Below are 23,038 nucleotides of genomic sequence, written 5' to 3' on the forward strand. Positions count from 1 at the left end.
CGGTCCGTTCGTCTAGGGGTTAGGACGCCAGGTTTTCATCCTGGTAACAGGGGTTCGATTCCCCTACGGACTACATACATAATGAATTCTATATAAGTTATAGGATTTTTTATATTGGAATTGTAATGTCTATTAATCTAATTAATAGATGTAAATAAAAACTGAAATACAGTTGTTCGGTCCGTTCGTCTAGGGGTTAGGACGCCAGGTTTTCATCCTGGTAACAGGGGTTCGATTCCCCTACGGACTACATAAAGCTTTCATGATACATTCATGGAAGCTTTTTTTATGCCATAGTTTTTGAGGGAATCGTATTAGTTTTATATCTTGATGATTTACTAATCTTTAACCTTAAATGAAATATCAAAAGCTAAGCATAAAAAGTTGGGCTGTAGAAGATCGCCCACGCGAAAAACTAATTGCAAAAGGAATTACAAGCCTTTCAAATGCTGAATTAATTGCCATACTAATTGGATCTGGAAACCGTGATGAATCAGCAGTAGAATTATCAAAACGTATCTTACAGTCTGTTGATAATAATTTAAACGAACTTGGAAAACAGTCGATTGAATACCTTCAGAGTAATTTTAAAGGAATTGGAGAAGCGAAAGCAATTTCGATAGTAGCAGCTCTTGAGCTTGGAAAGCGCCGTAAACAAAGTGAGATTCGCGTAAAACCCCAAGTTACTTCGAGCAATGATGTGTATGAATTAATGCACCCCATTTTAGCAGATCTCCCCCATGAGGAGTTTTGGATTATTACTTTAAACAGAGCTAATAGAGTTATATCAACGAACAAAATTAGCCAAGGTGGAATATCCGGAACCGTAATTGATACCCGCCTAATTATGAAAACGGCCTTAGATCAGTTGGCAAGCTCCATAATCCTGTGTCATAATCACCCTTCGGGAAATACGCAACCTAGCCATCAGGATAAAACCATAACCAATAAATTAAAAGAAACTGGCAAGGTGATGGATATTCCGGTGTTGGATCATATTATTGTTACTGATAATGGGTATTATAGCTTTAGTGATGAGGGGGAAGTTTAATTTAACCAGTCTAATATTCTATATAATCCAAATTTCTTAAGAATTCTTCCAATTCTAATATGCCTATCTATATCTATACTATTCTGAACAAGATATGTTTGATAATAGTCTTCATCATAGAATATAGAATTCTTATAATACTGCCACCATAAATCGCCAAATACCTTAGGTTGATCCCACGGTTTTTTAAGAATAAAATGTATTATATGGGGGTCTTTAATTTTAATACATTGTTCGATACTACCAGATGAATAATTAAAACTACTCGGCAAAAAACAAATCCTACCTTTAAAAATAATATTAATAATATCTTGATCCTGGAATCTAAATTTCTGTCCACGCATATTCATAACAATAGAATTATAATTGGGATTTCTATTGATCATCGCATTATTAAAAATAAGTACCCCGGCATTTATATATTCTCTAGGATTAATACTTATATTGGTAAGGTATCGTGCAATAGATTTCTTACAACTTGACGGAAACTCCTTTACTCCGGCAATTAAGTATTTAGAGATATCCAAGGTAAAGATATCTGTGATATCTCTATCTATTATGGTATCTACATCGCAATATATTACCTTAGGAATTTGATGTAGCAACTCTGGTATTAGTAATCTATAATAACTATCTATAGTAACATTTCTAACCTCATATTCATTCCCAAAAGCACCTTTTACATCGATAAAGGATATCTCACAATTATTAAACTCTTCAGACAATCGATTTATTAAAACTTTATTATCATTACTCAATCTTGAACTAGAATATAATATATATATGTCATAGGAGATATTACTATTGGCATTACTAAGCAGTGAAGTGATTGCTACACCGGCTTTTACACAGTAATTATTATTAAAAGAAAATACGATTGGAATATTCATTAATGTATTTTAATTAATTTCTATAGACTATATTAAAACTTACTATCATAATTGTAAAGTAAATAATATTATCGATTAGATAATACATATTAACAGGCAAATTATGGTAAGGAATAAGCAATTTGGCTATTATAATCATCAATAGCAATGAGGCAATTTCTGTAAATACAAATAACTTCGTATTTTCTCTTGCAATAAATAAGAAGCCAATTACCCAACTTAAAACTTTAAAAAAGTCACCAACTGTTTGACACATAAAAAGTGAATTCATTTCTTTAAATTCATTGCTAAACAGAAACGATATTATGGTATTTCTAAACAAAAATATACTTCCAGCACCAATAAGTAGAATAGGAACTAAAGTAATAACTGATTTATACACTTCTTTGCGAACCTGAGGGACTGTTGTTAACTGAGAAAAGCTTGGAAGAAAATAGTAAGTAAATGATAAGGTTACAAGAGATATATAGTTATTGCTAACTTTGTTTATTCCATCCCACAATCCTGCAACATGCCATGATTGTTCTTCAGCTATAATTTTACGTATAACAGATTGGGCCATTGGACTAAGCGTCCCACTAACAATAGCCATTAAACTATAGTTAGCTAATCTCCTTAGTATATAAAACGAAAAGGGGGAGCCTTCAAACATAGACACTTTGCTGATATGTCGAATAATAAGTATCATTGGAACAACAGAGAGCAAAATTTGCCCCCATAACAATCCTATTAGTCCCCAAAAATACACAGATACAACCCCGGTAATAAAGCTAGAAATACTAGTTAAGATATTATACTTAATAAAAGATCTAAGATTCTGGCTACCATTCAAAAAAGATAAATATAGATTAACTAATGATGTAAATAAAAAGTATAAACCTGATGATTGTATAATACTTTTATATAGTTTAGAATCAAAAAGGAATTCACAAATATTTGTTGCAAAGATAATAGCACATAATCCAAAAATAAAAGAAGATACGATGGTTGCAACAAGTGAAGTAGAGAATATAATTTGTTTCCTATTGACAGAGTATTGATATTGTGAGATATATTTTACAATACCATTATTTAGCCCAATGCTAGTTAAATTGCTCCCTAAAAGTAAAAAATTCTGAAATTGGCTAACAAGTGCCATACCGGTAGGTTCAATAATTAAAGCAACAATCTTAATATTTAGAATACCCACAATAAATTTAACCACTACTTGTATAGAATTCTTAAGTGATGTATTTAATAACTTATTGTTTGCTAATCTTTTTATGAATCTTTTTATAAACAAGGATGAGAAATTAATATTTTTTTTTGCGAAGATATTAAAATATATTCGCGACACATTCTATTAAATAATCAATTTCACTAAATCAGCACACATACCTAAGTGTATAAAAATATTATGATGGAAGAGTCTATTGTCGTTTCTGTAATTGCCTTAGTCTATAATCAAGAAGAATATCTCGAACAAATGATTGAATCTGTTTTAATGCAGAAAACGAACTTTAATTTCGAGTTTATTATTGCAAATGATTGTAGTCAAGATCACTCCGAAAAATTGATTCAAAAGTATGCAAGCAAACATTCTAATATTATTTTTATTAATAACAAAGAAAATCTAGGTTTGGTTAGAAATTATGCAAATTGTTTGCGTACTGCAAAAGGGGAGTATTTAGCATTCTGTGGTGGCGACGATTTTTGGATTCATAATAATAAACTACAAATGCAAGTTGATTTTCTTAAAGCCAATCCTGATTATAGTGTTGTACATACGCAGTTTGATGAATTGTATATGTATAAAAAGAGATTTCAACGACAGTATAAAAAAAATGTACTTAAAAAGAGTCAAGTCATTAAGGGAAATGCTTTTTATGATATAGCTACCAATAATACTATTAATTCAGTTACTATATGTTATCGTAAATCAATTATTGATACAAGTGATTTAATAGATAAATTTGAGGATGAATATTACTTTATTGAAGATTCACCAGAATTACTTACTCTAAGTAGAAATCATAAGGTAGGATATATTAATATTTCCACAGTTTGCTATCGAAGAAATAAATATTCAGTAAGCCATTTTAAAAAAACTGAAGATATCATATCCTATGATAATAAAGTTGTAGAATTATCGAAATCTTTTTTAACTGATGGTGACCTAAAATTACCTGAGGTAGTTAAAGGTTTTGAGCAAAGGGAAGCAATTATGTATACATACATTTTCTTTAAGGCGAATGACCTACGCAGTTTTAAGTATTATTACGCAAGGTTAAATTCTTTTCATTTTGATAGATTTATTATGCTTACGTTATTAAAGCTAAGATTAGCTAAGATTTTTAGTTAAAGTATGTGTTGTATGTGTAAATAGAGGATTTATAAATAGAGGCTCCAAAGCGTTCTTTCATGTTTAATAACCCTCGATTTATTCTCTCCTCTGTATTAATATTTCCAAAATCAATATACCCAAAACTATTCTTATAATATTCTACTATAGAATAGTATAAGGCATGTGTTGCTCTATTTTTCCGACCCTCTATTGAAGTTGCAATGTATGGTATTCGAAGTGTATTTCTTTCCTTAAATAAAATACAGCCAGATTGAATAGAGTTATCTATTTTGTCATTTATCGTAAATAAACTTATAAATGAAGGAAATAATTGTTTTAGTTTAGTTATTTCTTCAATATTATGAACTGGTTTTGTTTGATGCATCTCCCAAAGGTTTTTATCTAATACGGTCCAAAATTCACTGTAATTTTCAGAAACTCCAATATTAAAAAGGCCGAGGTTTAGTTTTCGTTTCTCGATTGAACTTTTGGGGAATATGTGCTTAGATGTATTAATAAAACACCCTATTTTAGTGCTTAAATTATCGATTCTTTTTTTACTTAAAATGTAGTCCTGAACCTGAGATTGCGATTCGTAATAGTAAAAAGGAGCTAGTTTAATTTGAATATTAGTGATCTTTCTTTTTAAAAGGTAAACTTCTAAATCTTCATAAATAATTTCTAAATCAAAGAGAGAGCAATTTCTTTTAGCTATTATTCCACCGTAACTTATGAATTGGTGACTATAAAAAGTATTGTTTACAGTATTACCTGGGATAACAGCAATTAGCTTATTCTTTTTATAATACATTAGTGATAACTCAGTATACTTATACTGGTGGTATTCTAAATAATCACGCAACAGCATGAAAGAAGGCAAATCAGATTCCATTATTAGGCTATCCCATTGTTTCTTTAGGCATGGGTTATATTCTCTTATTTCAAAATTCATCATCAATTATATTACAGTTTGCATTAATTTACTAACTAGATTCGTAAGCAGAAATCGCTACAGAAATATGTATAGCTTCAAATCTTTTTTTATATACAGTCGGCTTTCATATATATTAGCCTTCTCATTCATACTAGATCCAAGGTCTATAATCTACCTTATTAAGGTATTCTAAAATTAAGAATAATACATCCCATTAGAGACTCTATTTTTTTTACCATTTTCGTTAACTACTAATATTGAAGCTTTAAAATATTTTCGTTCTGGCATAAAATTATACCTGCATCAAGAGGTTGTGCGCCTTATAACACCATGATTATATTATAGTAGTTAAGGAATATATGAAGTTTTGGGAATCTAAGATTACATAATTTTTGTAAAAAAACACAGATTATTCATCGACAACATATATTGTGTAATATTCATTTTCCCAGTGAATAAAATAATTATTTCTACTTAAAAAGTCCAATAATGCCTTGTGGTTAATTGTTCTATTTAAATAGGTGTCTTCTGCAGATGGGTCTAGATAATTTTTAACCGGCTCAGAGAAGGACATAATTGATTCGTATTTTTGAACTAATACGACAGGTTTTACTGAGATTTCTCTTTCAGCTCTCTCAAGTTGGGTTATAAAGTTTGGGCTATCATATGCCCATACCCAAGGATTATATAGGTAAGGTTTTGTTTGAGTCAGGTAATGGAACAATGGTAGTTTATCATATACCAATAGATAATCGTTAGGGCTAACAACTTCTTTAAGCTTATTGAGTCCTGTATTAATAATAATAGATCGGCTTTGTGTAGTGTATACCCTGTTAGCAAGTGGAGAGTCAATAATAAACGTTTTTTTTAACCTACTTCCGTCATCAAAATAAGCGCCATTAAAAACAGAAATAATCATAAATAGAAAATAGGAAAGCAGATATACATTAGTTAGATGAGAGATTTTACCTTTATTAATATTAATCGTAAATGGTATTTTATTGAGATTAATGCAAATAGAAAATTTATCTATACTATTAACAGCTATAAAAATAAAAGGAAGACTCATCCAGATTGAAGCATAACCTATGCTATGAATTCCAGGATCTGTACCTAATGGTAGTATAATTGCCGTAATTAAAGCTCCAAATGCAATAACTCTATATTGATGGTTGTAAGATTTATTAATAATAACTGATACACAACCCAAAATACACATCGCATATAATGTGTATATGACTCCCCTATGAAGTAAAACAGCGAAGAATAAAAACGCTATAATATCACAAGTAATTTTCAATACCTGTCCTTTTAATTGATTTCTAGCTATAAGGAAAAATATGGAACCTGAAATTAATGTTAAGGCAAAATATATAACTCTTAGATAATCTTTAATAAACTTAATAAGTAATGTCGCTAAGTTGTGGTTACTGTCAGGTGAACTAGAATGTGAGCTAAGTAGGTATATGGCACGAGTAAATATTTCCCAATGTCCAAGAATCTTAATTATTATAAGAACTAGAGTAGTGCCTAATACTATTCCTAATAGATAGAATACAAGGTTGCGTAATGTGTTAGCTGTTTTTATTTCTGAGTTTATAATTTGAAAAAAAGGAATGACTAGGAATATTGCGGCTAAAGTAATAGCTGGTAGGCTTGTAAATAAACATAGGCTAGTCGTTATACCAGCAATGAATAAAAATAATTTCTTTTGTTGAATTAACCCCTTATAAAAAAGGAATAATGTTATTACAGAAACTAAGCCTGTTACGAAGTTATAGTTGAATGAGACATCAGCAAAGCCATCACTCACTACAATCATTAGAATACTTAATAGAACATATTTGATAGGTAGATATTCTTTAAGGGTTTTATATGATATTATAGAAGTAAGTAGAAGAGTAGTTGCACCTAATATCCTGAAACTAATAATACCACCATCAGGAAATAGAGTATGCCATAATCCTCCTAGTACGGTTGTTAGCCAAAACAGCATATTGTACTCTATTGATTCAGGGCAATTAAATATTTGTTGATATGAGCTTAACGCAAAGCCTTCGTCACAAACATCTACCCCCTGAAACATTGCTACGAAGTAATAAAGGCAGATACTAAGAAATGTATAGAATTTATTCTTATAATCTTTAATTAACATAGTAGATGTGTATATTGTAAAGTATTTTGTAAGAAAAATCACGTAAAAATAGTACTTTTGTCATAAGATAAGGTATTATGATTTGCTTTTTAATTGATTCTTATCAGAATGTTTAAATTTCATCTTAACACATAATAAGACAAGTATTACAACCAGTTTGCACTATACAAAGTTGATAAAAGATTGCTAGTGTCTAGAATAAACTTCTTATAAGAAAGCATAAACCAACATAAATAATGTGGAAAGATAAAAAATACTGTAAAAATCTACTTGTTACAATTTATGGGTTAATTATAGTTCTTTGTTTTTATTTTATTTTTGGAGCTTATTTTCCAAATATTAATGGATGCATTGGACATGATTACAGTCTTTTTTATCCTTATTTATTGGATGGGGTATATTGGTATAAGTGTAACGGAATTTTTGAAGTCCCTTGGTTTACACCATCCTTTGGAGGAGGATTACCTAAATTTCCTAATCCTCAATCAATGTATTATTCTGTTCCCCAATTTTTGTCGTTTTACTTTGAGCCTCTTTTAAGTATTAAGTTAACTATACTTCTATTTGGTTTTCTTGGATTTATTGGGTTTTATAGGTTATTAAGTCGTTTCTATAACGTAGATAGTTATGTAGCCTTATTAGGAGGAACGATGTTTTTGTTTAATGGATTTTATTTGGTAAGGATGATTGTTGGTCATTTAACTTATCATTCATTTATGTTGATACCTCTATTGGCGATAGTGTTATTTAATAAGACGTTAAAAAAAAACTATATTAAGGATGTAGTAATTGGGGGCCTATTAATTGCTTATTCAATATATAGCGGGAACATACATTTATTGCCAATAATGATATTGTGTATTGTCGCCTTATTTTTGTTATATTATTTATCAGGCAAGTCTACTATTAATCAAAGGTATTTTATCATTAAGCTATTCTTTGTAGTTATACTTGGGTTAATGATATCTGCAGCACAGTTAAATGCTTCATTAAGTTTTCTTAGTTTTTTTCCTCGTGATTTTTATACCTTGCCAGGGTATCCATCGTTTATTGGGCTTTTAGTCATTATCATCAGCTCTTTACTTTTTAGAGGCCCAACTAAGTTTGCTAATGTTCTGATGACAAACAAATCCTTTAATTTGGGATCTCACGAATATACTTATGGAGTAACAATTGTTCCGTTTGTGCTAATTCTATTAGGAACATATTTCATTATCCGACATAATCGGCATAAAATTAATATTAATGTATTTTATAATATAATATTACTATTAATAATATTGAGCCTTCCGCTAATACTTAATTACTATAGTACTTCTTGGAATACTATTTTAAAGGGGACGCCATACCTAAAAAACAGTTCCACTTTAATACGTTGGATATCACTTTATATCCCGATATTAATAACCTTTAGCTGTTTATTATTTCATAAAATTGATTGGTTTTATTTGAGAGAACGAAAGATTGCTATAGGATTAATAATGGTAGTTATTTCTTTAAGTTTTCTATGTTTGAGAACATCTAACTATCACCAAGAACCTTATAACCCTAAAGTCCTTTCAGAGAATTATAAGCAACTAAATAAATTGACTCCTAAAATATTGTCTATTGATAAATCGGTTATATTAAATGGAAGTAAGGTTCAAGGGAATGATTTATTTATAGCTGGAGTTTCTCAGTTATATCCTGAGGAATCTATTTTTGGATATAAGTTAGAGGAATTTCCTCAACTCAATCTTCGAGTAGGTGATGTTATGCTTATCGACAAGAATAATAAATTAAATATTAAGAATCCAGTATCATATGTTTTTCCAAAAGAAAACAACCTTCAACTCGGGGAGCATTTTTCATCGAGCCAGATAATTGAGGCCAATAAATTTACAGGGTATTCTAAATATAAGTTTGAGATATCAGAACGCCAGAAATGGGCTAATTGGATTACTACTTTGTCACTATTATTTGTTTCTTTATTAGCTTTTCTTAACCTGCTTCAAATAATTAATAGGTTCTACCGGAAATTTTGTAGATAAAACTGCTATATGCACACAGAACTTGAGGAGATCTCATATTCGCACATTGGGTATACCTTTGCACCAAACCGCTCCTTAATATATAGTAGGCTTGTATTTATCTCGTTTTTGTCTTCCATGCAATTCCCAAGATCGATATAATCAACCTCGTTTTTAAAATGATTTATAAAACTATAGTATAATGCATGGGACGCTCTATTTTTTCGTCCTTCTTCACTAGCTGATAAATATTGAAGTTTAAGAACATTTTTAAATTTATATAATACCGCTCCTGCATTTATCTCTTTAGTTTCCTTATTTATAACAGTGTATAAGAGTATATTTTTAGGAAATAGTCGCTGTAAATATAATATCTCATTTATGGTATGAACGGGTTTCGTATTATGAATCTTTTTGAGGTTATCAGTTAAGATTTTCCAAAATTCCTCATACTTATCAGAAATGCCTAGATTAAAATGTTTTAGGTTTAATTTTCGTTTTTCAATACTACTTTTCGGAAAATTATGATGTTTGGTATTGATACATGTACTCAATTTTAGATCTGAATGCGGAAGTTTATTTCTCTGCAAAATATAAGATAGTGATTGATCTGATGTTTCTGAATAGATGGAAGGTGTTAACTTAATATATACTGTTTTTAGAAAATTATTGTGAGCATAGAGGTTAATCTGATTTAGGTAATTGACAGTCTGTAAATAAGTAACTTTTGAATTTTTTATTATACCACCAAAGGTTAAGCCACCATGACTTACAAGTTGATCTTTATTTACATGTGCAGGTAAAATTGCTTTTAATTTAGTGTTTTCGTAAACAAGAAGGGAATAATCAACAAACCTATCCTTATGATATTCCATATAATCACGATAAAACATAAAAACAGGTATATCAGACTTCCCAACAAAATCATCCCACTCTTCTTTTTTATCACTGGTATATCTAACAACTTCTATCATTTTAACCCCTTAAATTCAGAATAGTTTCTATAATAATCGCCGTCATCATATAACTCAGAAGCCATAACCAATACAATGCCACCGGCGCTAAAATTATTAATCTCACGCCAAATACCTGGTGTGACTATTAAACCTTTGGATGGATTATTCAAGAATAATTCCTTAGAATTAACTCCATCATCAACTAGTACATTAAAACTACCACTGGCAGCAACAATCAGTTGGAAAAGATTTTTATGCGCATGTCCACCTCTTTCTGCACCCGAAGGAATATCATAAGTGAAATACACTCTTTTTATTTCAAAAGGAATAGAATTGTTGGATTCAACAACGGATAAAGAACCTCTATCAGAATGATTTTTAGGGATCTCGATTATGGTGCAATCGTCAATGGTATACTTCATCTAAACAAGCTCCTTATAAGATTCAACATACTCTTCAAAATCTCTAATATAATCGTCCTCATTATACTTGCTATCTGTAACAATAAGACATACACTGTTGGATATGAAGCTCGTTATTTTGCGCCAAGTCATAGGTGGAATTAAGATTCCTTTGTTGGTTTCATTTAGCTCAAATGAGCTTTTAATATTTCCCTCTTGTGTTTCCACCGTAAATCCTCCTGCCAAAGGAATAATTAATTCGGTAGTGCTTCTAAAAGCATGCTCTCCCCTCGCCTCGCCGCCAGGCACATCATAAATCCAATATACACGTTCTATTTTAAAAGGGATTTGATTATGATCTTCTAAGAAGGTAAGATTCCCCCTCAGATCCTTTATTTTCGGAAGTTCTATGTATTTGATGTTGCTTTGCATATTAGGTAAAGAGTTCTTTTATATCTTTGAACGCTGGCAAAATTATATTATTATAATTTCGGATACAAAACTAATAGAGTTACGTTAAAACTATGTCTTTTGATGATACCATTTTTAGATTTAAAGAAACAAAACCTACTACATAAAGCAGAATTGATGAAAGCCGTGGAAGAGGTGATTGATTCTGGCTGGTTTATTTTAGGCGAAGAATGTAGGCAATTCGAAAAAATATTAACCGAATTTGTTGGTACTAATCATGCCATAGGAGTTGGCAATGGATTAGATGCCCTTACGCTAATTTTCAATGCCTATAAAGTATTGGGCAACTTAAAGGATGGTGATGAAGTGATTGTACCAGCCAACACCTATATAGCCTCTGTACTAGCCATTACTAACAATAAGCTTATTCCTGTTTTTTCTGAACCTGATGAAAACTATTACAACCTAAATCCTGAACAAGTTATAAAAGACATTACTCCAAAAACGAAAGCTATTTTGGCGGTGCACTTATACGGTCAGGTTAGCGACTTTATTGAAATCCAAAACATTGCAAAAAAATATAATTTATTACTTATTGAAGATAACGCACAGGCCATTGGTGCAAAATATAAGGGAGTTAAAACGGGTGCGCTTGGCGATGCAGCAGGGTTTAGCTTTTACCCGGGTAAAAACCTTGGTGCACTTGGTGATGGTGGGGCTGTAGTTTCAAACAATACAGAATTAATTGCAACCGTAAAAGCAATAGCTAATTATGGTTCTGATAAAAAGTATGAAAACAAATACACAGGAGTTAACTCACGTTTAGACGAAATACAGGCGGCTATATTAAGTACTAAAATTAAATTTCTTAATCAAGAGAATCAGCAAAGACGTGAGATTGCAAACAAATACCTTTCGGAAATTACCAACCCGCTTATTACCTTACCGGCTGTTCAAAAACACGAGCAACACGTATGGCATTTGTTTGTTATACAAACAACCAAACGAGAACAATTAGTTAAGTATTTAAATGAAAAAGAAATTGGATGTATGATACATTATCCAATTCCTCCGCATAAGCAAGAGGCTTTGTCTGAGTATAATTACTTATCTTTGCCACTGAGCGAAAAAATTCATAAACAAGTATTAAGCTTACCCATTTATCCATCCCTAAGCCACAAGGATGTTTCGTATATTATCGAAGCCATTAATGAGTTTAGAATTTAATACATCAACAAAATAAAATTTTATGGATACCCATATTTTCAACAAACAAAATTCGTTATTCAACCAGTTTGTAGCGGAAATAAGAGATAAAAACATTCAAAAAGACCCAATGCGTTTCAGAAAGAACATTGAGCGTATGGGCGAAATATTAGCCTACGAGATTAGTAAAGATCTAAATTACCGTAGCGTTGATATTGAAACACCACTTGGTATTTCTCATGAGTTTGTATACTCTGATAAGGTAGTTATTGCCACCATATTAAGAGCCGGATTACCTTTACACCAAGGTGTACTTAACTATTACGATGATGCAGAAAATTCATTCGTATCAGCTTATCGCAAGTACACTGAGAAAGGTGATTTCGATGTTCATATTGAATATATAGCTTCTCCTTCAATTGAAGATAAAGTAGTAATACTAACCGATCCTATGTTAGCTAGTGGTGCCTCTATTGAATTAGCTTACAAAGCCTTATTAACAAAAGGAAATCCAAAGCACATTCACATTGCTACGCTTATTGCTAGCGAAGAAGGAGTTGAATATGTTAAAAACAATATGCCTAGTGATAAAACTACACTTTGGGTTGGTGCAGTGGATAAAGAACTGAACGACAAAAAGTACATCATCCCTGGCATTGGTGATGCAGGTGATTTAGCCTACGGAAGCAAACTTTAATAACACAACTAAAGATATTAAGGTTACAAGCACATTGGGTTTGTAACCTTTTTTATTTCAGTTCTCTTGCCCAACAATTATCCTCACACTCATCGCTTAATTCCGAAATACTCTTTTTTAATAACGGATGATTAAAATCCGACCACAATTCATTTAACGGGAGTAATGTAAACAAACGCTCGTGTAAACGAGGATGAGGAATTATTAAATCCGACTCATCAACAATTATATCATCAAAAAAAAGAATATCAATATCTATTAATCTCCCTTCGTAATGCGTGCTTGTTTTTTGCTTGCGGCCTAACTCTCTCTCAATATTTTGAGTAGCAACTAATAGTTCTCTGGCTGAAAATGCCGTTTTTATTTCAATTACTTGATTTAAGAAATTTTGGGCATGTTCAAATCCCCATGGTTCACTTTCGTATAGTTTCGATTGTTTTATAACATCACCAATTTCATTTGATAATAAATCTCTGGCATGTTTAAGTGTAGTTTTTATATCGCCTAAATTACCGCCCAATAGCAGAATGACTCTATGCATAAAATATTGTTAAATCAATAATCAGAATAATTAAGTATCTTTCGGTACAAATTTATGTTTTTCTTAAATCAATACACTCTTAAATGCTTTTATTAAGAGTAGTTAGATAATTTAATAACTTAACTTATTATGCTAAAATTTCTTAGAAGATTATTATTCACCACTATTGGAGCTATTGTAACAGCCTTGTTTATAGTTCTTTTCTTTTTCTTAGGTATATTAACTGTTGCGTCACTCAGTAGTGATACTGAAGTAACTGTTGAGGATAATTCTATTTTGGTAGTTGATTTAAACTCCGTTATTAAAGAACGTGTCAACGAGGATCCATTTACTCAATTAATTGGAGAATCTCCTTTCGGAGAAGCGCAACTGGGATTAAATCAGATTTTAAAAAGCCTAAAGAAGGCTGCAACCGATGATAGAATTAAAGGAATTGTAATAGAAAGTGGCACTCCACAAGCAGGTATCGCAACTATTGATGAAATCAGAAATGCTCTTAAAACAGTAAAAGATTCGGGTAAATTTATATACGCTTTTGCTCCAATTTATACACAAACAGGCTATTATCTTTCTTCGGTTGCCGATAAAGTATATATGCCACCACAAGGAATGCTAGAATATAAAGGATTAAGCTCACAGCGCACTTTCTTTAAAGGATCTCTTGAAAAGTTAGGTGTTGAGATGCAAATATTTAAGCATGGTAAATTTAAATCTGCTGTAGAACCCTTTATGTTAGATCATATGAGTAAGGAGTCTAAAAAGCAAACGAGCGTTTACATCGGTTCTATTTGGGATTATATGAAAGAGCAGATCTCCGAATCCAGAGGTATTTCTATTGAAACACTAAATCGTTTAGCCGATAACTCATCTATGTTCAACGATAACCAAATTCTTTTGGATAATAAATTGGTGGATGGACTTTGGTATAAAGATCAATTACTTGATGAATTAAAAAAAATAACTGATACAGAATTAAACGACGATCTAGCTTCAGTATCCTTATCGGATTATAAATCGGCAAAAGTGAAGAAGAAAAGTAAAGGCTTTACAAAAGATAAAATTGCTGTAATTTATGCTGAAGGTGGTATTGACGATGGTTCTGATGATGGCATTAATTCTGAAAAACTAAGTAAAACAATTCGTAAAGCTCGAAGAGATTCAAGTATTAAAGCCGTTGTCTTTCGCATCAATTCCCCAGGAGGATCAGGAATGGGATCTGACGTAATTTGGCGCGAAGTAAAATTATGCCAGCAAGTAAAACCTGTTATCGTTTCCATGGGAGATTATGCAGCTTCAGGCGGTTATTATATTGCATGTTGTGCCGATACAATTGTTGCTAGTCCGGTTACTTTAACCGGGTCAATTGGAGTTTTTGGTATGATTCCGAATGCTGAGAAATTGTTAACCAATAAACTTGGGATGACTTTTGATGGTGTAAAAACCAATACGTATGCCGATTTCCCAATGATTAACCGTGCGATGCGCAAGGATGAAAAAGCAATGATGCAAACTTCAGTTGAAAAATTCTACAAGGTATTTATTGGCCGATGTGCTGAAGGAAGAAGTACAAGCAGCGAAGCCATTGATGAAATTGGTCAAGGACGTGTTTGGAGTGGTGAAAATGCCACACATATTAACCTAGTCGACGTACTTGGTGGTATTGATACTGCCATTGAAATTGCCAAAGAAAAAGCCGGTTTAGAGAAGTATAGAATTAAAGAATTACCTGAGCAAAAATCACCTTTCGAAGAAATATTTAGCGGTATGGGTGCGCAGGCAAAAGCATTTGCAGCACAAACGTTTTTGGGTGTTAATTACGAAGAGATTAAATTGATGAATCAAATTAAAGAAATTCAGCCAATTCAAGCTCGCCTGCCCTACTCTATCGAAATAAGATAACTATAAAGTAATATTTGAAAAGTCACAAAACACCTGCAAACAGGTACTTTTGTGACTTTCTTATTAATTAGAAAACCATAGTGAAGTTTATTCAACATCTGCGTTATTTACTATTACCCTTTGCCATATTGTATGGTTTAGTTACATCTATTCGTAACTTACTATTTGATTTTAGCATCGGTAATTTTCGATCCAAAGAATACGATCTGCCAATTATTTCTGTAGGTAACATTACCGTTGGCGGAACTGGTAAAACGCCGCATACCGAATGGATTATGCGATTATTGAAAGATGCCTATAACGTATCAGTTCTGAGCCGCGGATATAAACGAAAAACTAAAGGATTAGTCATTGCGGATTCTTCTTCAAGCGCGTCTGATATTGGCGACGAGCCCATGCAAATGCACAACAAGTTTCCTGAAGTTCAGGTAGTGGTTGCTGAGCAACGTGTTATAGGAGTAGACGCTTTAATGAAATTAGAAACCAAGTGCGATGTGTTGCTAATGGACGATGCTTTTCAACATCGCTACGTAAAGCCCGGTTTTAGCATTTTGGTAATGGACTACAATCGTCCTTTTTGGAAAGACCATTTAATGCCTGTTGGCGAGCTACGCGAATTACCCGTAGGAAAAAAACGAGCAAATATTATTATAGTTAGTAAGTGCCCGCAAGACATCAGTATAGCTGAGCAAGAGTATTATAAGCGCAAACTCTCATTAAACCCAAATCAAAGCATATTTTTCACTTGCGTTGGTTACAAAAATATTTATCCCGCTTTTGCGGATAAAAAACAATCAATAAATATTACAGATAAAAGTGTATTGTTAGTATCGGGTATTGCACAGCCAAAACTAATGTTTGATTACGTATCACAAATTGCAAAAGAAACTAAATTGATGCAGTTTGGCGATCATCATAACTTTTCGGCTAAAGATATTAACAATATTGGGCAACAATTAAATACCTTGGGCGATAATGCCATTATTGTAACAACCGAGAAAGACGCTGTTCGATTTGGTGAACTTTTACCAAATAATTCAAAATTGGCTCAAAATATGTATAGCTTACCTATAGAAATACAAATTATTAACAATAAAGAATCAGATCTGAAAGATAAAATATTAAATTATGTTAGATCAAATAAAAGAATCAGTTAAGTACATTAAAGAAACCTCTAAGACCAATACCTCAATTGGTATTATTTTAGGAACTGGTTTAGGTGGATTGGTAGATGAAATTGATATTAAATGCACTATCGATTATACCGACATTCCTAACTTCCCTGTATCAACAGTAGAAGGACACCACGGAAGATTAATATTCGGAATGCTTGGAGGAAAAGAAATAATGGCAATGCAAGGGCGTTTCCATTTTTACGAGGGCTATGGAATGGATCAAGTTACCTTCCCTGTGCGTGTAATGAAATTGATGGGTATTGAAACACTAATGGTAAGTAATGCTAGTGGTGGTTTAAATCCTGATTTTGTTGTGGGCGATGTAATGATAATTAACGACCATATCAACATGTTCCCTACCAATCCTTTAATTGGTAAAAACATTGATGAACTAGGACCTCGTTTCCCAGATATGAGTCAGCCCTATGACAAAGCTTTAATTCAAAAGGCTTTTGAAATTGGGAAAGCAAATAATATAGACCTTAAAGAAGGTGTTTACGTAGGTACTTCGGGCCCTACTTTTGAAACTCCTGCTGAATATAGAATGTTCCGCATTTTAGGTGCTGATGCTGTTGGAATGAGTACTGTTCCTGAGGTTATTGTAGCCAAACATATGGGAATGACTTGTTTTGGAGTTTCAATAATTACTGACTCAGGTGTTCCTGGAGAAATAGTTGAAATATCACACGAAGAAGTGCAAGAAGTTGCGGCTGCAGCTCAACCAAAGATGACTTTGGTGATGAAAGAGTTAGTAGCTCAGATGTAAAGATTATTATCTTACAAAATATAAACCCGCTACAATTTATTTTTGCAGCGGGTTTTATTTTATCTATAATTTAAGCTCCCTATATATAAGCATGAACATCGGTAATTAATCTCATTCCATAATTCCGAACTTATAGATCACCGTTTCATCATAAGTCATTTCTGGAGTAATTAAAGTTGAAGGGAAATTAGAGCAATTTGGTGTATTCGGGAAATGTTGCGTTTCAACACAGAATGCTGAATGCATGCCATATTTGTGCCCATATTTACCAATAATGCTTTCAGATATGGCATTGCCTGTATAAAACTGGATACCTGGCTGTGTTGTGTATACTTGCATGGTTCGTCCGCTTACTGGCTCTTGCACCTCCATAACCTTAGCCAATAAATGGGGAGCCTTATTAAGTACATAATTATAGTGATAGCCTCTATAATTCAGCTTGTGAATATTTTCAGCAAGTGGTTTCATTGTGCTTAAATCCCAATCAGTTCCCTTTAGCGATTTTATTTCTCCTGTTGGTACAATCTCGTCATCAATAGCAGTATACTCTTTCGCATTAATTTGCACTTGATGATCGTAGATATTTTTATCAGTACCTGCCAAATTGAAATACGAATGATTGGTCATATTAATATGGGTTGCTTTATCGGTAATGGCCTCAAACTTGATCACCAAAGCACTATCTGCTAATATATAGCTTACATAACTATCAACATTCCCCGGAAATCCATGACTCCCATCTGGAGAGAAATAATGCATGCTTAAACCTACACCCTTATCATCCTTAATTACCTCAGCATCCCAAACAGCTTTATTAAATTCTTGAGCTCCGTGTGATATATTATCACCTTCTGTTTTTGTTAAATCATATCGGATACTATCAATCGTAAAACTAGCACCCTTTATTCTGTTGGCAACCCTTCCGATAGTGGCACCAAAACATGGGTTGGGACCTATGTATTGTTCTAAATTATCGAACCCTAGCACAACATCACCTTGTTTTCCATTTTTATCGGGCACCATAATAGAGGTAACAATCGCACCATAATTGGTAATCTTTACTTGCATCCCAGTTTTACTGGTAAGCGTATATAATTTAACGGCTTTACCATTATGAACTCCCCAATGTTTTTCGGAGATACTATTTCTTTTATTGCTGCAAGCCAAAAGTAACAAGCTTGCCAATAGACTTAATGCTATATTTTTAAAACTCATAGAATAGTTGTTAGATAATAATGAGTTTCAAAGATATTATAATGAAGAAATATAATACATGAATGGATCTTTTTTAATAAAGCGATTGCTATTAAATTTTAATAAAAATCTTACGTTGATACATCAGTCGTATTGGCAAATAGCAAATAACTATAAAAGATATGGCCCATATAAACGATGCTAATTTATGCGGACATCCCATATTGGGTAGCGCATACATAAACCACTCTTGAATCGACTTTCCGCTTATTGAAATCCACGACAGTGGAATTATTAGCAAATAATGTAACACATAGGCCGAAATAGCATTGGCTCCAAAATGCAGGCCTACTTGCGCCCACTTCTGTTTCTGTCTCATATCAATCATATAAATGAATAATGCCAATATAAGTGTTGCTATACCTGCTGTAAGCATCACATATGAACTACTCCACAAGTTTTTATTAACGGGAAAACTAAATGCCCAAACACCCCCTATAGTTGCAAAAGCCAAACCACTTAATAGCATTAATCTTACACCTTGTATTGTTAGCTTATTTTTACGGATAATTTCAGCTACAAATACTCCCGCTATCGCAGATGCAATACTTGGTAATGTACTCAGCAAACCCTCGGGATCCCATGTACCACCATACATTTTAAATGGAATTACTAAACTATCAATATAATTGCTCCAATTGGTAACAGGTTCTAAAGAAGCTATGGGTTCTCCCGGGATTGGCACAAAAACCATCAATAACCAATAGCCAATTAAAAGTATGCCTCCGATTATATAAATTAACTGCACTTTACAGCATATATACAATAAGGAAACAGTAAGATATACGATGGCTATTCGCTGTAAAACCCCTGGAATACGAAACTCTTGAAAGCGATATGATATTAAATTTAGGATTAAGCCTAAGACAAATATGGTAATACTCCGTTTTATAACCTTAGTAATTATTAATTGCTTACTGGTGCCTTTCTCTAATATTTTTGAAAAGGCAAGCACAATAGAAACGCCCATTATAAAAATAAAGAATGGAAAAACTAAATCAGCAAGCGTTAAACCGTTCCACTTAGCATGTAGCAATGGGGCATATACATGCGACCAACTACCCGGAACATTCACCAATATCATACCTGCAACGGTAAATCCTCTTAAAGCATCTAAACCTAATAATCGTTTCATAACATCGCATTTGTAAAAGGATTAGATTAAAATAGAATTCTATGATAAGCTAATCCTTTTTTGTGATCATTTTTTAATGATAAACATTCTTACCATCGAAGTTGATAATTGTTCCATCAGGAGCAGTGGCAGTTAGCTCAAGGTTGCTTCCATATTTTGCTACAAAGTGAATTATTTTAAAAGGATGCATCCCTGCTTCTAATGCAACTTTGCCTTCGCGAGTTCTGCCATATGAGAAACCATCATTATCAATAATCTCTCTATCATGAATCCATAATTTACTTCCATCGTTAGAACTCAAGGTAAAAGTATAAACGCCTGATTCCGGAACTTTGATATATCCGTATAACTCTTCACCAAAAAAGTTTTTGGGAGCTTTTTTCGATACTCGAATTCCATCTTGAATTCTGGTATGATTCCATTCTTCAAAACTAATTTGAGTTGAACTAAATTCGCCCACCTTTACCTTGCTGAGTACACCTGTTTCAACAGCCTCAGTATACGATTTAAATCTATCGTTATTGTATATTAAGGAGGAGGCTAAATTACTCCATCGGCCATTGGGCATTTTTGTAGCATACTTAAATTCAATTGCATTTCGTTTATCATCTGAAAAAACCAACTCATTAACATATCGCTTACCGCTCTTCTTCGGATCACTTCCATCGGTAGTATAATAAATTTGAGCATCATCAATTGGCACATGCAACTCTACGTTATTCGTAACTGGAGTTAAAACATCTACAGGTAATAAACCTTCGGGATAAGGAATTCGATAATTCAAATTCAATGCATCCAAACGCTTATAATGTTGGTTCATCCTGGCTGTAAAAGCATCAAAGTTTTGTACCTCATCATTTGTCCATAACATTTCGGACAAAGCACTTAATCGTGGAAAAACCATATATTCAACTTGTTCGCTGGCAGGCATATATTCTGTCCATACATTAGCCTGCGCCCCTAATACATGATGTTTATATTTGGCATCCAAACTATCGGGCATTGGTGACCAATTATAAATACTTTCCATTGTTGTTAGACCAGCAATAGCCAATGGTTCGTTATAATTACTTTGATAATGATCGAGATACACTTCTGCATTCGGACAAATAATTACATCGTGCCCATGACTTGCTGCTTCAACACCGCCAGAAACACCTTGCCACGACATAACTGTAGCTCCTTCGGCTAAACCGCCTTCAAGGATCTCATCCCATCCGATTAGCTTTTTGCCCTTTGAGCTAATGTATTTCTCCATTCGTTTGATAAAATAACTTTGCAATTCCATTTCATCATGCAGTCCCTCTTTTTTCATGCGAGCCTGACATTTTTTGCAAGTCTCCCATTTGGTTTTAGGACACTCATCGCCACCAACATGAATATATTCTGAAGGGAATAATTCAATAACCTCATCAATCACATCTTGTAAAAAATGGAAGGTATTTTCATTACCGGCGCAAAAAACATCATCGCTTACGCCCCACTCATTAAATGGCTGAGGCTTGCCTGTACAGGTTAAATTAGGAAAAGCACGCGCTGCAGCAACAGCATGTCCGGGCATTTCAATCTCTGGCAAAACCATAATGCCCAACTCATCGGCATAAGCCACTACTTCCTTTATTTCCTCTTGCGTATAATAACCTCCATATTTTACACCATCATACTTTTTGGGGTGTTCCGCCATATGACCAATAATGGTTTCCTCGCGCCAAGCACCTTTTTCGGTTAAACCCGGATATTTATTTATTTCAATTCGCCACCCCTGATCATCAGTTAAATGCCAATGAAAAACATTGAGTTTATGAAGTGCCATAGCATCCAACATTTTCTTCACAAAAGTGATATCGAAAAAATGACGGCTCACATCGAGATGCATACCACGCCAACTATATTGTGGCGAATCGTTAATATGCATGCATGGAATAGCTACATCTTCAGCAGCATACTGATCAAATAACTGCAACAAGGTGGTGAATGCGTATATAAACCCATTTTTATTGCCTGCTACGATACTTATTTGATCACCCTGTATGTTTAGTTGATAGGCCTCTTTTTGTAGTTTTTCATCAACAATTATATTGATTGAGCCATCTGATGCTTCCTCATCTATTGTTAGAAATTCACCAATCTTCGGAATAAATAATTCAATAATATCCTTGTATTCGGGAGCTTTACTGTAATTTATATTTACAGTTTTGCTTTCAAACAGTCCTTCTTCAATTTCTAAAGAATTAGGATATGGAACGAGCGATATGGCTTGATCTTTTTTAGAATTATTAGAACAGCCCACAAAAACTATCGTAAGTAATATAATACTCACAAATTGCAAAAAACGATGATTCAGTATTATCATATTAATGTATTTATAGTGAATTGTAATAAAGTCCGGCAGCACCTAAAATGGCAATATTATCAAAATGATCAGGCACAATTTCTATTTTTTCTGAGACACTCTTGAAGGGGAAATCCTCTATCACAGATTTAATACCCGGTTCAAACAAATGAAAGGATTGTGTTATTGAACCACCTAAAATGAAGGCATTTGGAGATAAGGTAAATATTAAATTACTAATTAACTTACCCATATGTTGTCCGTACTCACGGAATACTTTTAAGGCTTTCTCATCACCAATTTCAGCAAGCTGTGCCAATCGCTGACCAGTTAAATTACTTTTCTTTGGAAAAAAAGTACTGCCGCAATAATCCTCAAATACTCCATCTAAGTAGGGCATACACCCAACTTCGCCAGCACTGCATAACACTCCGCTATGAAGTTTATCGTTTACAATAACACCACCGCCTACACCAGTACCTAAAACAATACCGATAAAACTTTTATAATCTTGTCCTTTTCCAAAATGCTTTGTTCCTATAGCAAAACAATTGGCATCGTTATTAATAAAAACTGGTAGTTTATAGTGATCTTGCAAACGCTGTTTTAAAGGGAAATTCTTCCACGAGGGGATATTATTGATATTCAGAATTCGCCCCTCTTCTTCGTCAATTAAACCTGGAACTCCTAGGCCAATTGCGATTACCTGATCACTTAATACCTCATCAATACAAGTTAATAAGTTACTAAATACACCTTCGGCATCTAAGTGAGAATAGGTTGGTTTATTATATATATTTTTAAGTTCCTTCCCTTCAACAATACCACAGGTAATTGAAGTTCCGCCTATATCTATTCCTAATACGGTATCCATAATTACTATTTTTGTTTGTTTAAATCTGA

General features: G+C 33.0%; 20 protein-coding genes and 2 tRNA genes. 10 read left to right on the forward strand and 12 right to left on the reverse strand.

Annotated elements, in window-relative coordinates; all coding sequences use genetic code 11:
* Position 1 precedes the first annotated feature (1 nt).
* The 3 genes from QMO11_RS15245 to radC all read left to right on the forward strand — a co-directional run bounded on the left by QMO11_RS15245 (position 2) and on the right by radC (position 1,051).
* A tRNA-Glu gene (locus tag QMO11_RS15245) sits at positions 2 to 73 on the forward strand.
* A gap of 105 nt (positions 74 to 178) precedes the next feature.
* Positions 179 to 250: transfer RNA gene (locus tag QMO11_RS15250), tRNA-Glu, on the forward strand.
* A 105-nt stretch (positions 251 to 355) separates the two neighbouring features.
* On the forward strand, positions 356 to 1,051 hold the full coding sequence (gene radC, locus QMO11_RS15255) for a RadC family protein (RefSeq protein WP_282038074.1): 696 nt from the start codon (positions 356 to 358) through the stop codon (positions 1,049 to 1,051).
* Here the strand turns inward: radC and QMO11_RS15260 are convergent.
* Positions 1,048 to 1,941, reverse strand: a complete 894-nt coding sequence (locus QMO11_RS15260) for a glycosyltransferase family 8 protein (RefSeq protein ID WP_282038075.1) — start codon at positions 1,939 to 1,941, stop codon at positions 1,048 to 1,050. The genes radC and QMO11_RS15260 overlap by 4 nt on opposite strands.
* A gap of 13 nt (positions 1,942 to 1,954) precedes the next feature.
* On the reverse strand, positions 1,955 to 3,223 hold the full coding sequence (locus QMO11_RS15265; protein ID WP_282038076.1) for an O-antigen translocase: 1,269 nt from the start codon (positions 3,221 to 3,223) through the stop codon (positions 1,955 to 1,957).
* A 117-nt stretch (positions 3,224 to 3,340) separates the two neighbouring features.
* Here QMO11_RS15265 and QMO11_RS15270 point away from each other — a divergent pair, with 117 nt between their 5' ends.
* Positions 3,341 to 4,282 (forward strand): glycosyltransferase family 2 protein, encoded by a 942-nt coding sequence (locus QMO11_RS15270; RefSeq protein ID WP_282038077.1) that lies wholly within the window; start codon positions 3,341 to 3,343, stop codon positions 4,280 to 4,282.
* On the opposite strand, the gene QMO11_RS15275 is transcribed toward QMO11_RS15270, so the two are convergent.
* Entirely contained in the window at positions 4,275 to 5,216 is a 942-nt protein-coding gene (locus tag QMO11_RS15275) for a hypothetical protein (protein WP_282038078.1), read from the reverse strand. The genes QMO11_RS15270 and QMO11_RS15275 overlap by 8 nt on opposite strands.
* A 391-nt stretch (positions 5,217 to 5,607) precedes the next feature.
* The gene (locus QMO11_RS15280) at positions 5,608 to 7,353 is read right to left on the reverse strand and encodes a hypothetical protein (protein ID WP_282038079.1); all 1,746 of its coding nucleotides are present in this window, start codon (positions 7,351 to 7,353) and stop codon (positions 5,608 to 5,610) included.
* Positions 7,354 to 7,589: 236 nt separating this feature from the next.
* Here QMO11_RS15280 and QMO11_RS15285 point away from each other — a divergent pair, with 236 nt between their 5' ends.
* Positions 7,590 to 9,383: a hypothetical protein gene (locus QMO11_RS15285; protein WP_282038080.1), complete on the forward strand. Its 1,794-nt coding sequence runs from the start codon at positions 7,590 to 7,592 to the stop codon at positions 9,381 to 9,383.
* A 5-nt stretch (positions 9,384 to 9,388) separates the two neighbouring features.
* On the opposite strand, the gene QMO11_RS15290 is transcribed toward QMO11_RS15285, so the two are convergent.
* The 3 genes from QMO11_RS15290 to QMO11_RS15300 are packed head-to-tail and all read right to left on the reverse strand — an operon-like array spanning position 9,389 to position 11,151.
* Positions 9,389 to 10,336, reverse strand: coding sequence for a hypothetical protein (locus tag QMO11_RS15290; protein ID WP_282038081.1), 948 nt, complete (start codon positions 10,334 to 10,336; stop codon positions 9,389 to 9,391).
* The gene (locus tag QMO11_RS15295; protein ID WP_282038082.1) at positions 10,333 to 10,740 is read right to left on the reverse strand and encodes a sugar 3,4-ketoisomerase; all 408 of its coding nucleotides are present in this window, start codon (positions 10,738 to 10,740) and stop codon (positions 10,333 to 10,335) included. Before QMO11_RS15295 ends, QMO11_RS15290 begins: the two co-directional genes overlap by 4 nt.
* Positions 10,741 to 11,151, reverse strand: coding sequence for a sugar 3,4-ketoisomerase (locus tag QMO11_RS15300; protein ID WP_282038083.1), 411 nt, complete (start codon positions 11,149 to 11,151; stop codon positions 10,741 to 10,743).
* 102 nt (positions 11,152 to 11,253) lie between these two features.
* Here QMO11_RS15300 and QMO11_RS15305 point away from each other — a divergent pair, with 102 nt between their 5' ends.
* Positions 11,254 to 12,357 carry a DegT/DnrJ/EryC1/StrS family aminotransferase gene (locus QMO11_RS15305; protein WP_282038084.1) on the forward strand — a complete coding sequence of 368 codons (1,104 nt, stop codon included), beginning with the start codon at positions 11,254 to 11,256 and terminating at the stop codon, positions 12,355 to 12,357.
* A 22-nt stretch (positions 12,358 to 12,379) separates the two neighbouring features.
* The gene (gene upp / locus QMO11_RS15310) at positions 12,380 to 13,033 is read left to right on the forward strand and encodes a uracil phosphoribosyltransferase (protein ID WP_282038085.1); all 654 of its coding nucleotides are present in this window, start codon (positions 12,380 to 12,382) and stop codon (positions 13,031 to 13,033) included.
* 52 nt (positions 13,034 to 13,085) lie between these two features.
* On the opposite strand, the gene folK is transcribed toward upp, so the two are convergent.
* Positions 13,086 to 13,574: a 2-amino-4-hydroxy-6-hydroxymethyldihydropteridine diphosphokinase gene (folK, locus tag QMO11_RS15315; protein ID WP_282038086.1), complete on the reverse strand. Its 489-nt coding sequence runs from the start codon at positions 13,572 to 13,574 to the stop codon at positions 13,086 to 13,088.
* 129 nt (positions 13,575 to 13,703) lie between these two features.
* Here folK and sppA point away from each other — a divergent pair, with 129 nt between their 5' ends.
* From sppA to QMO11_RS15330, 3 genes are all read left to right on the forward strand, one after another.
* On the forward strand, positions 13,704 to 15,473 hold the full coding sequence (gene sppA / locus QMO11_RS15320; RefSeq protein WP_282038087.1) for a signal peptide peptidase SppA: 1,770 nt from the start codon (positions 13,704 to 13,706) through the stop codon (positions 15,471 to 15,473).
* Positions 15,474 to 15,553: 80 nt separating this feature from the next.
* Positions 15,554 to 16,630 (forward strand): tetraacyldisaccharide 4'-kinase, encoded by a 1,077-nt coding sequence (lpxK, locus tag QMO11_RS15325; protein ID WP_282038088.1) that lies wholly within the window; start codon positions 15,554 to 15,556, stop codon positions 16,628 to 16,630.
* Positions 16,602 to 17,414, forward strand: a complete 813-nt coding sequence (locus tag QMO11_RS15330; RefSeq protein WP_068472233.1) for a purine-nucleoside phosphorylase — start codon at positions 16,602 to 16,604, stop codon at positions 17,412 to 17,414. Before lpxK ends, QMO11_RS15330 begins: the two co-directional genes overlap by 29 nt.
* Positions 17,415 to 17,525: 111 nt before the next feature.
* On the opposite strand, the gene QMO11_RS15335 is transcribed toward QMO11_RS15330, so the two are convergent.
* The 4 genes from QMO11_RS15335 to QMO11_RS15350 all read right to left on the reverse strand — a co-directional run bounded on the left by QMO11_RS15335 (position 17,526) and on the right by QMO11_RS15350 (position 23,009).
* Positions 17,526 to 18,629, reverse strand: a complete 1,104-nt coding sequence (locus QMO11_RS15335; protein ID WP_282038089.1) for an aldose epimerase family protein — start codon at positions 18,627 to 18,629, stop codon at positions 17,526 to 17,528.
* Between the two features lie 91 nt (positions 18,630 to 18,720).
* Positions 18,721 to 19,803: an acyltransferase family protein gene (locus QMO11_RS15340; RefSeq protein WP_282038090.1), complete on the reverse strand. Its 1,083-nt coding sequence runs from the start codon at positions 19,801 to 19,803 to the stop codon at positions 18,721 to 18,723.
* 73 nt (positions 19,804 to 19,876) lie between these two features.
* On the reverse strand, positions 19,877 to 22,156 hold the full coding sequence (locus QMO11_RS15345) for a family 20 glycosylhydrolase (RefSeq protein WP_282038091.1): 2,280 nt from the start codon (positions 22,154 to 22,156) through the stop codon (positions 19,877 to 19,879).
* Between the two features lie 10 nt (positions 22,157 to 22,166).
* On the reverse strand, positions 22,167 to 23,009 hold the full coding sequence (locus QMO11_RS15350) for an ROK family protein (RefSeq protein WP_282038092.1): 843 nt from the start codon (positions 23,007 to 23,009) through the stop codon (positions 22,167 to 22,169).
* Positions 23,010 to 23,038 lie beyond the last annotated feature (29 nt).

Source organism: Saccharicrinis aurantiacus, assembly GCF_947489045.1.
Classification (GTDB): Bacteria; Bacteroidota; Bacteroidia; order Bacteroidales; family Marinilabiliaceae; genus Saccharicrinis; species Saccharicrinis aurantiacus.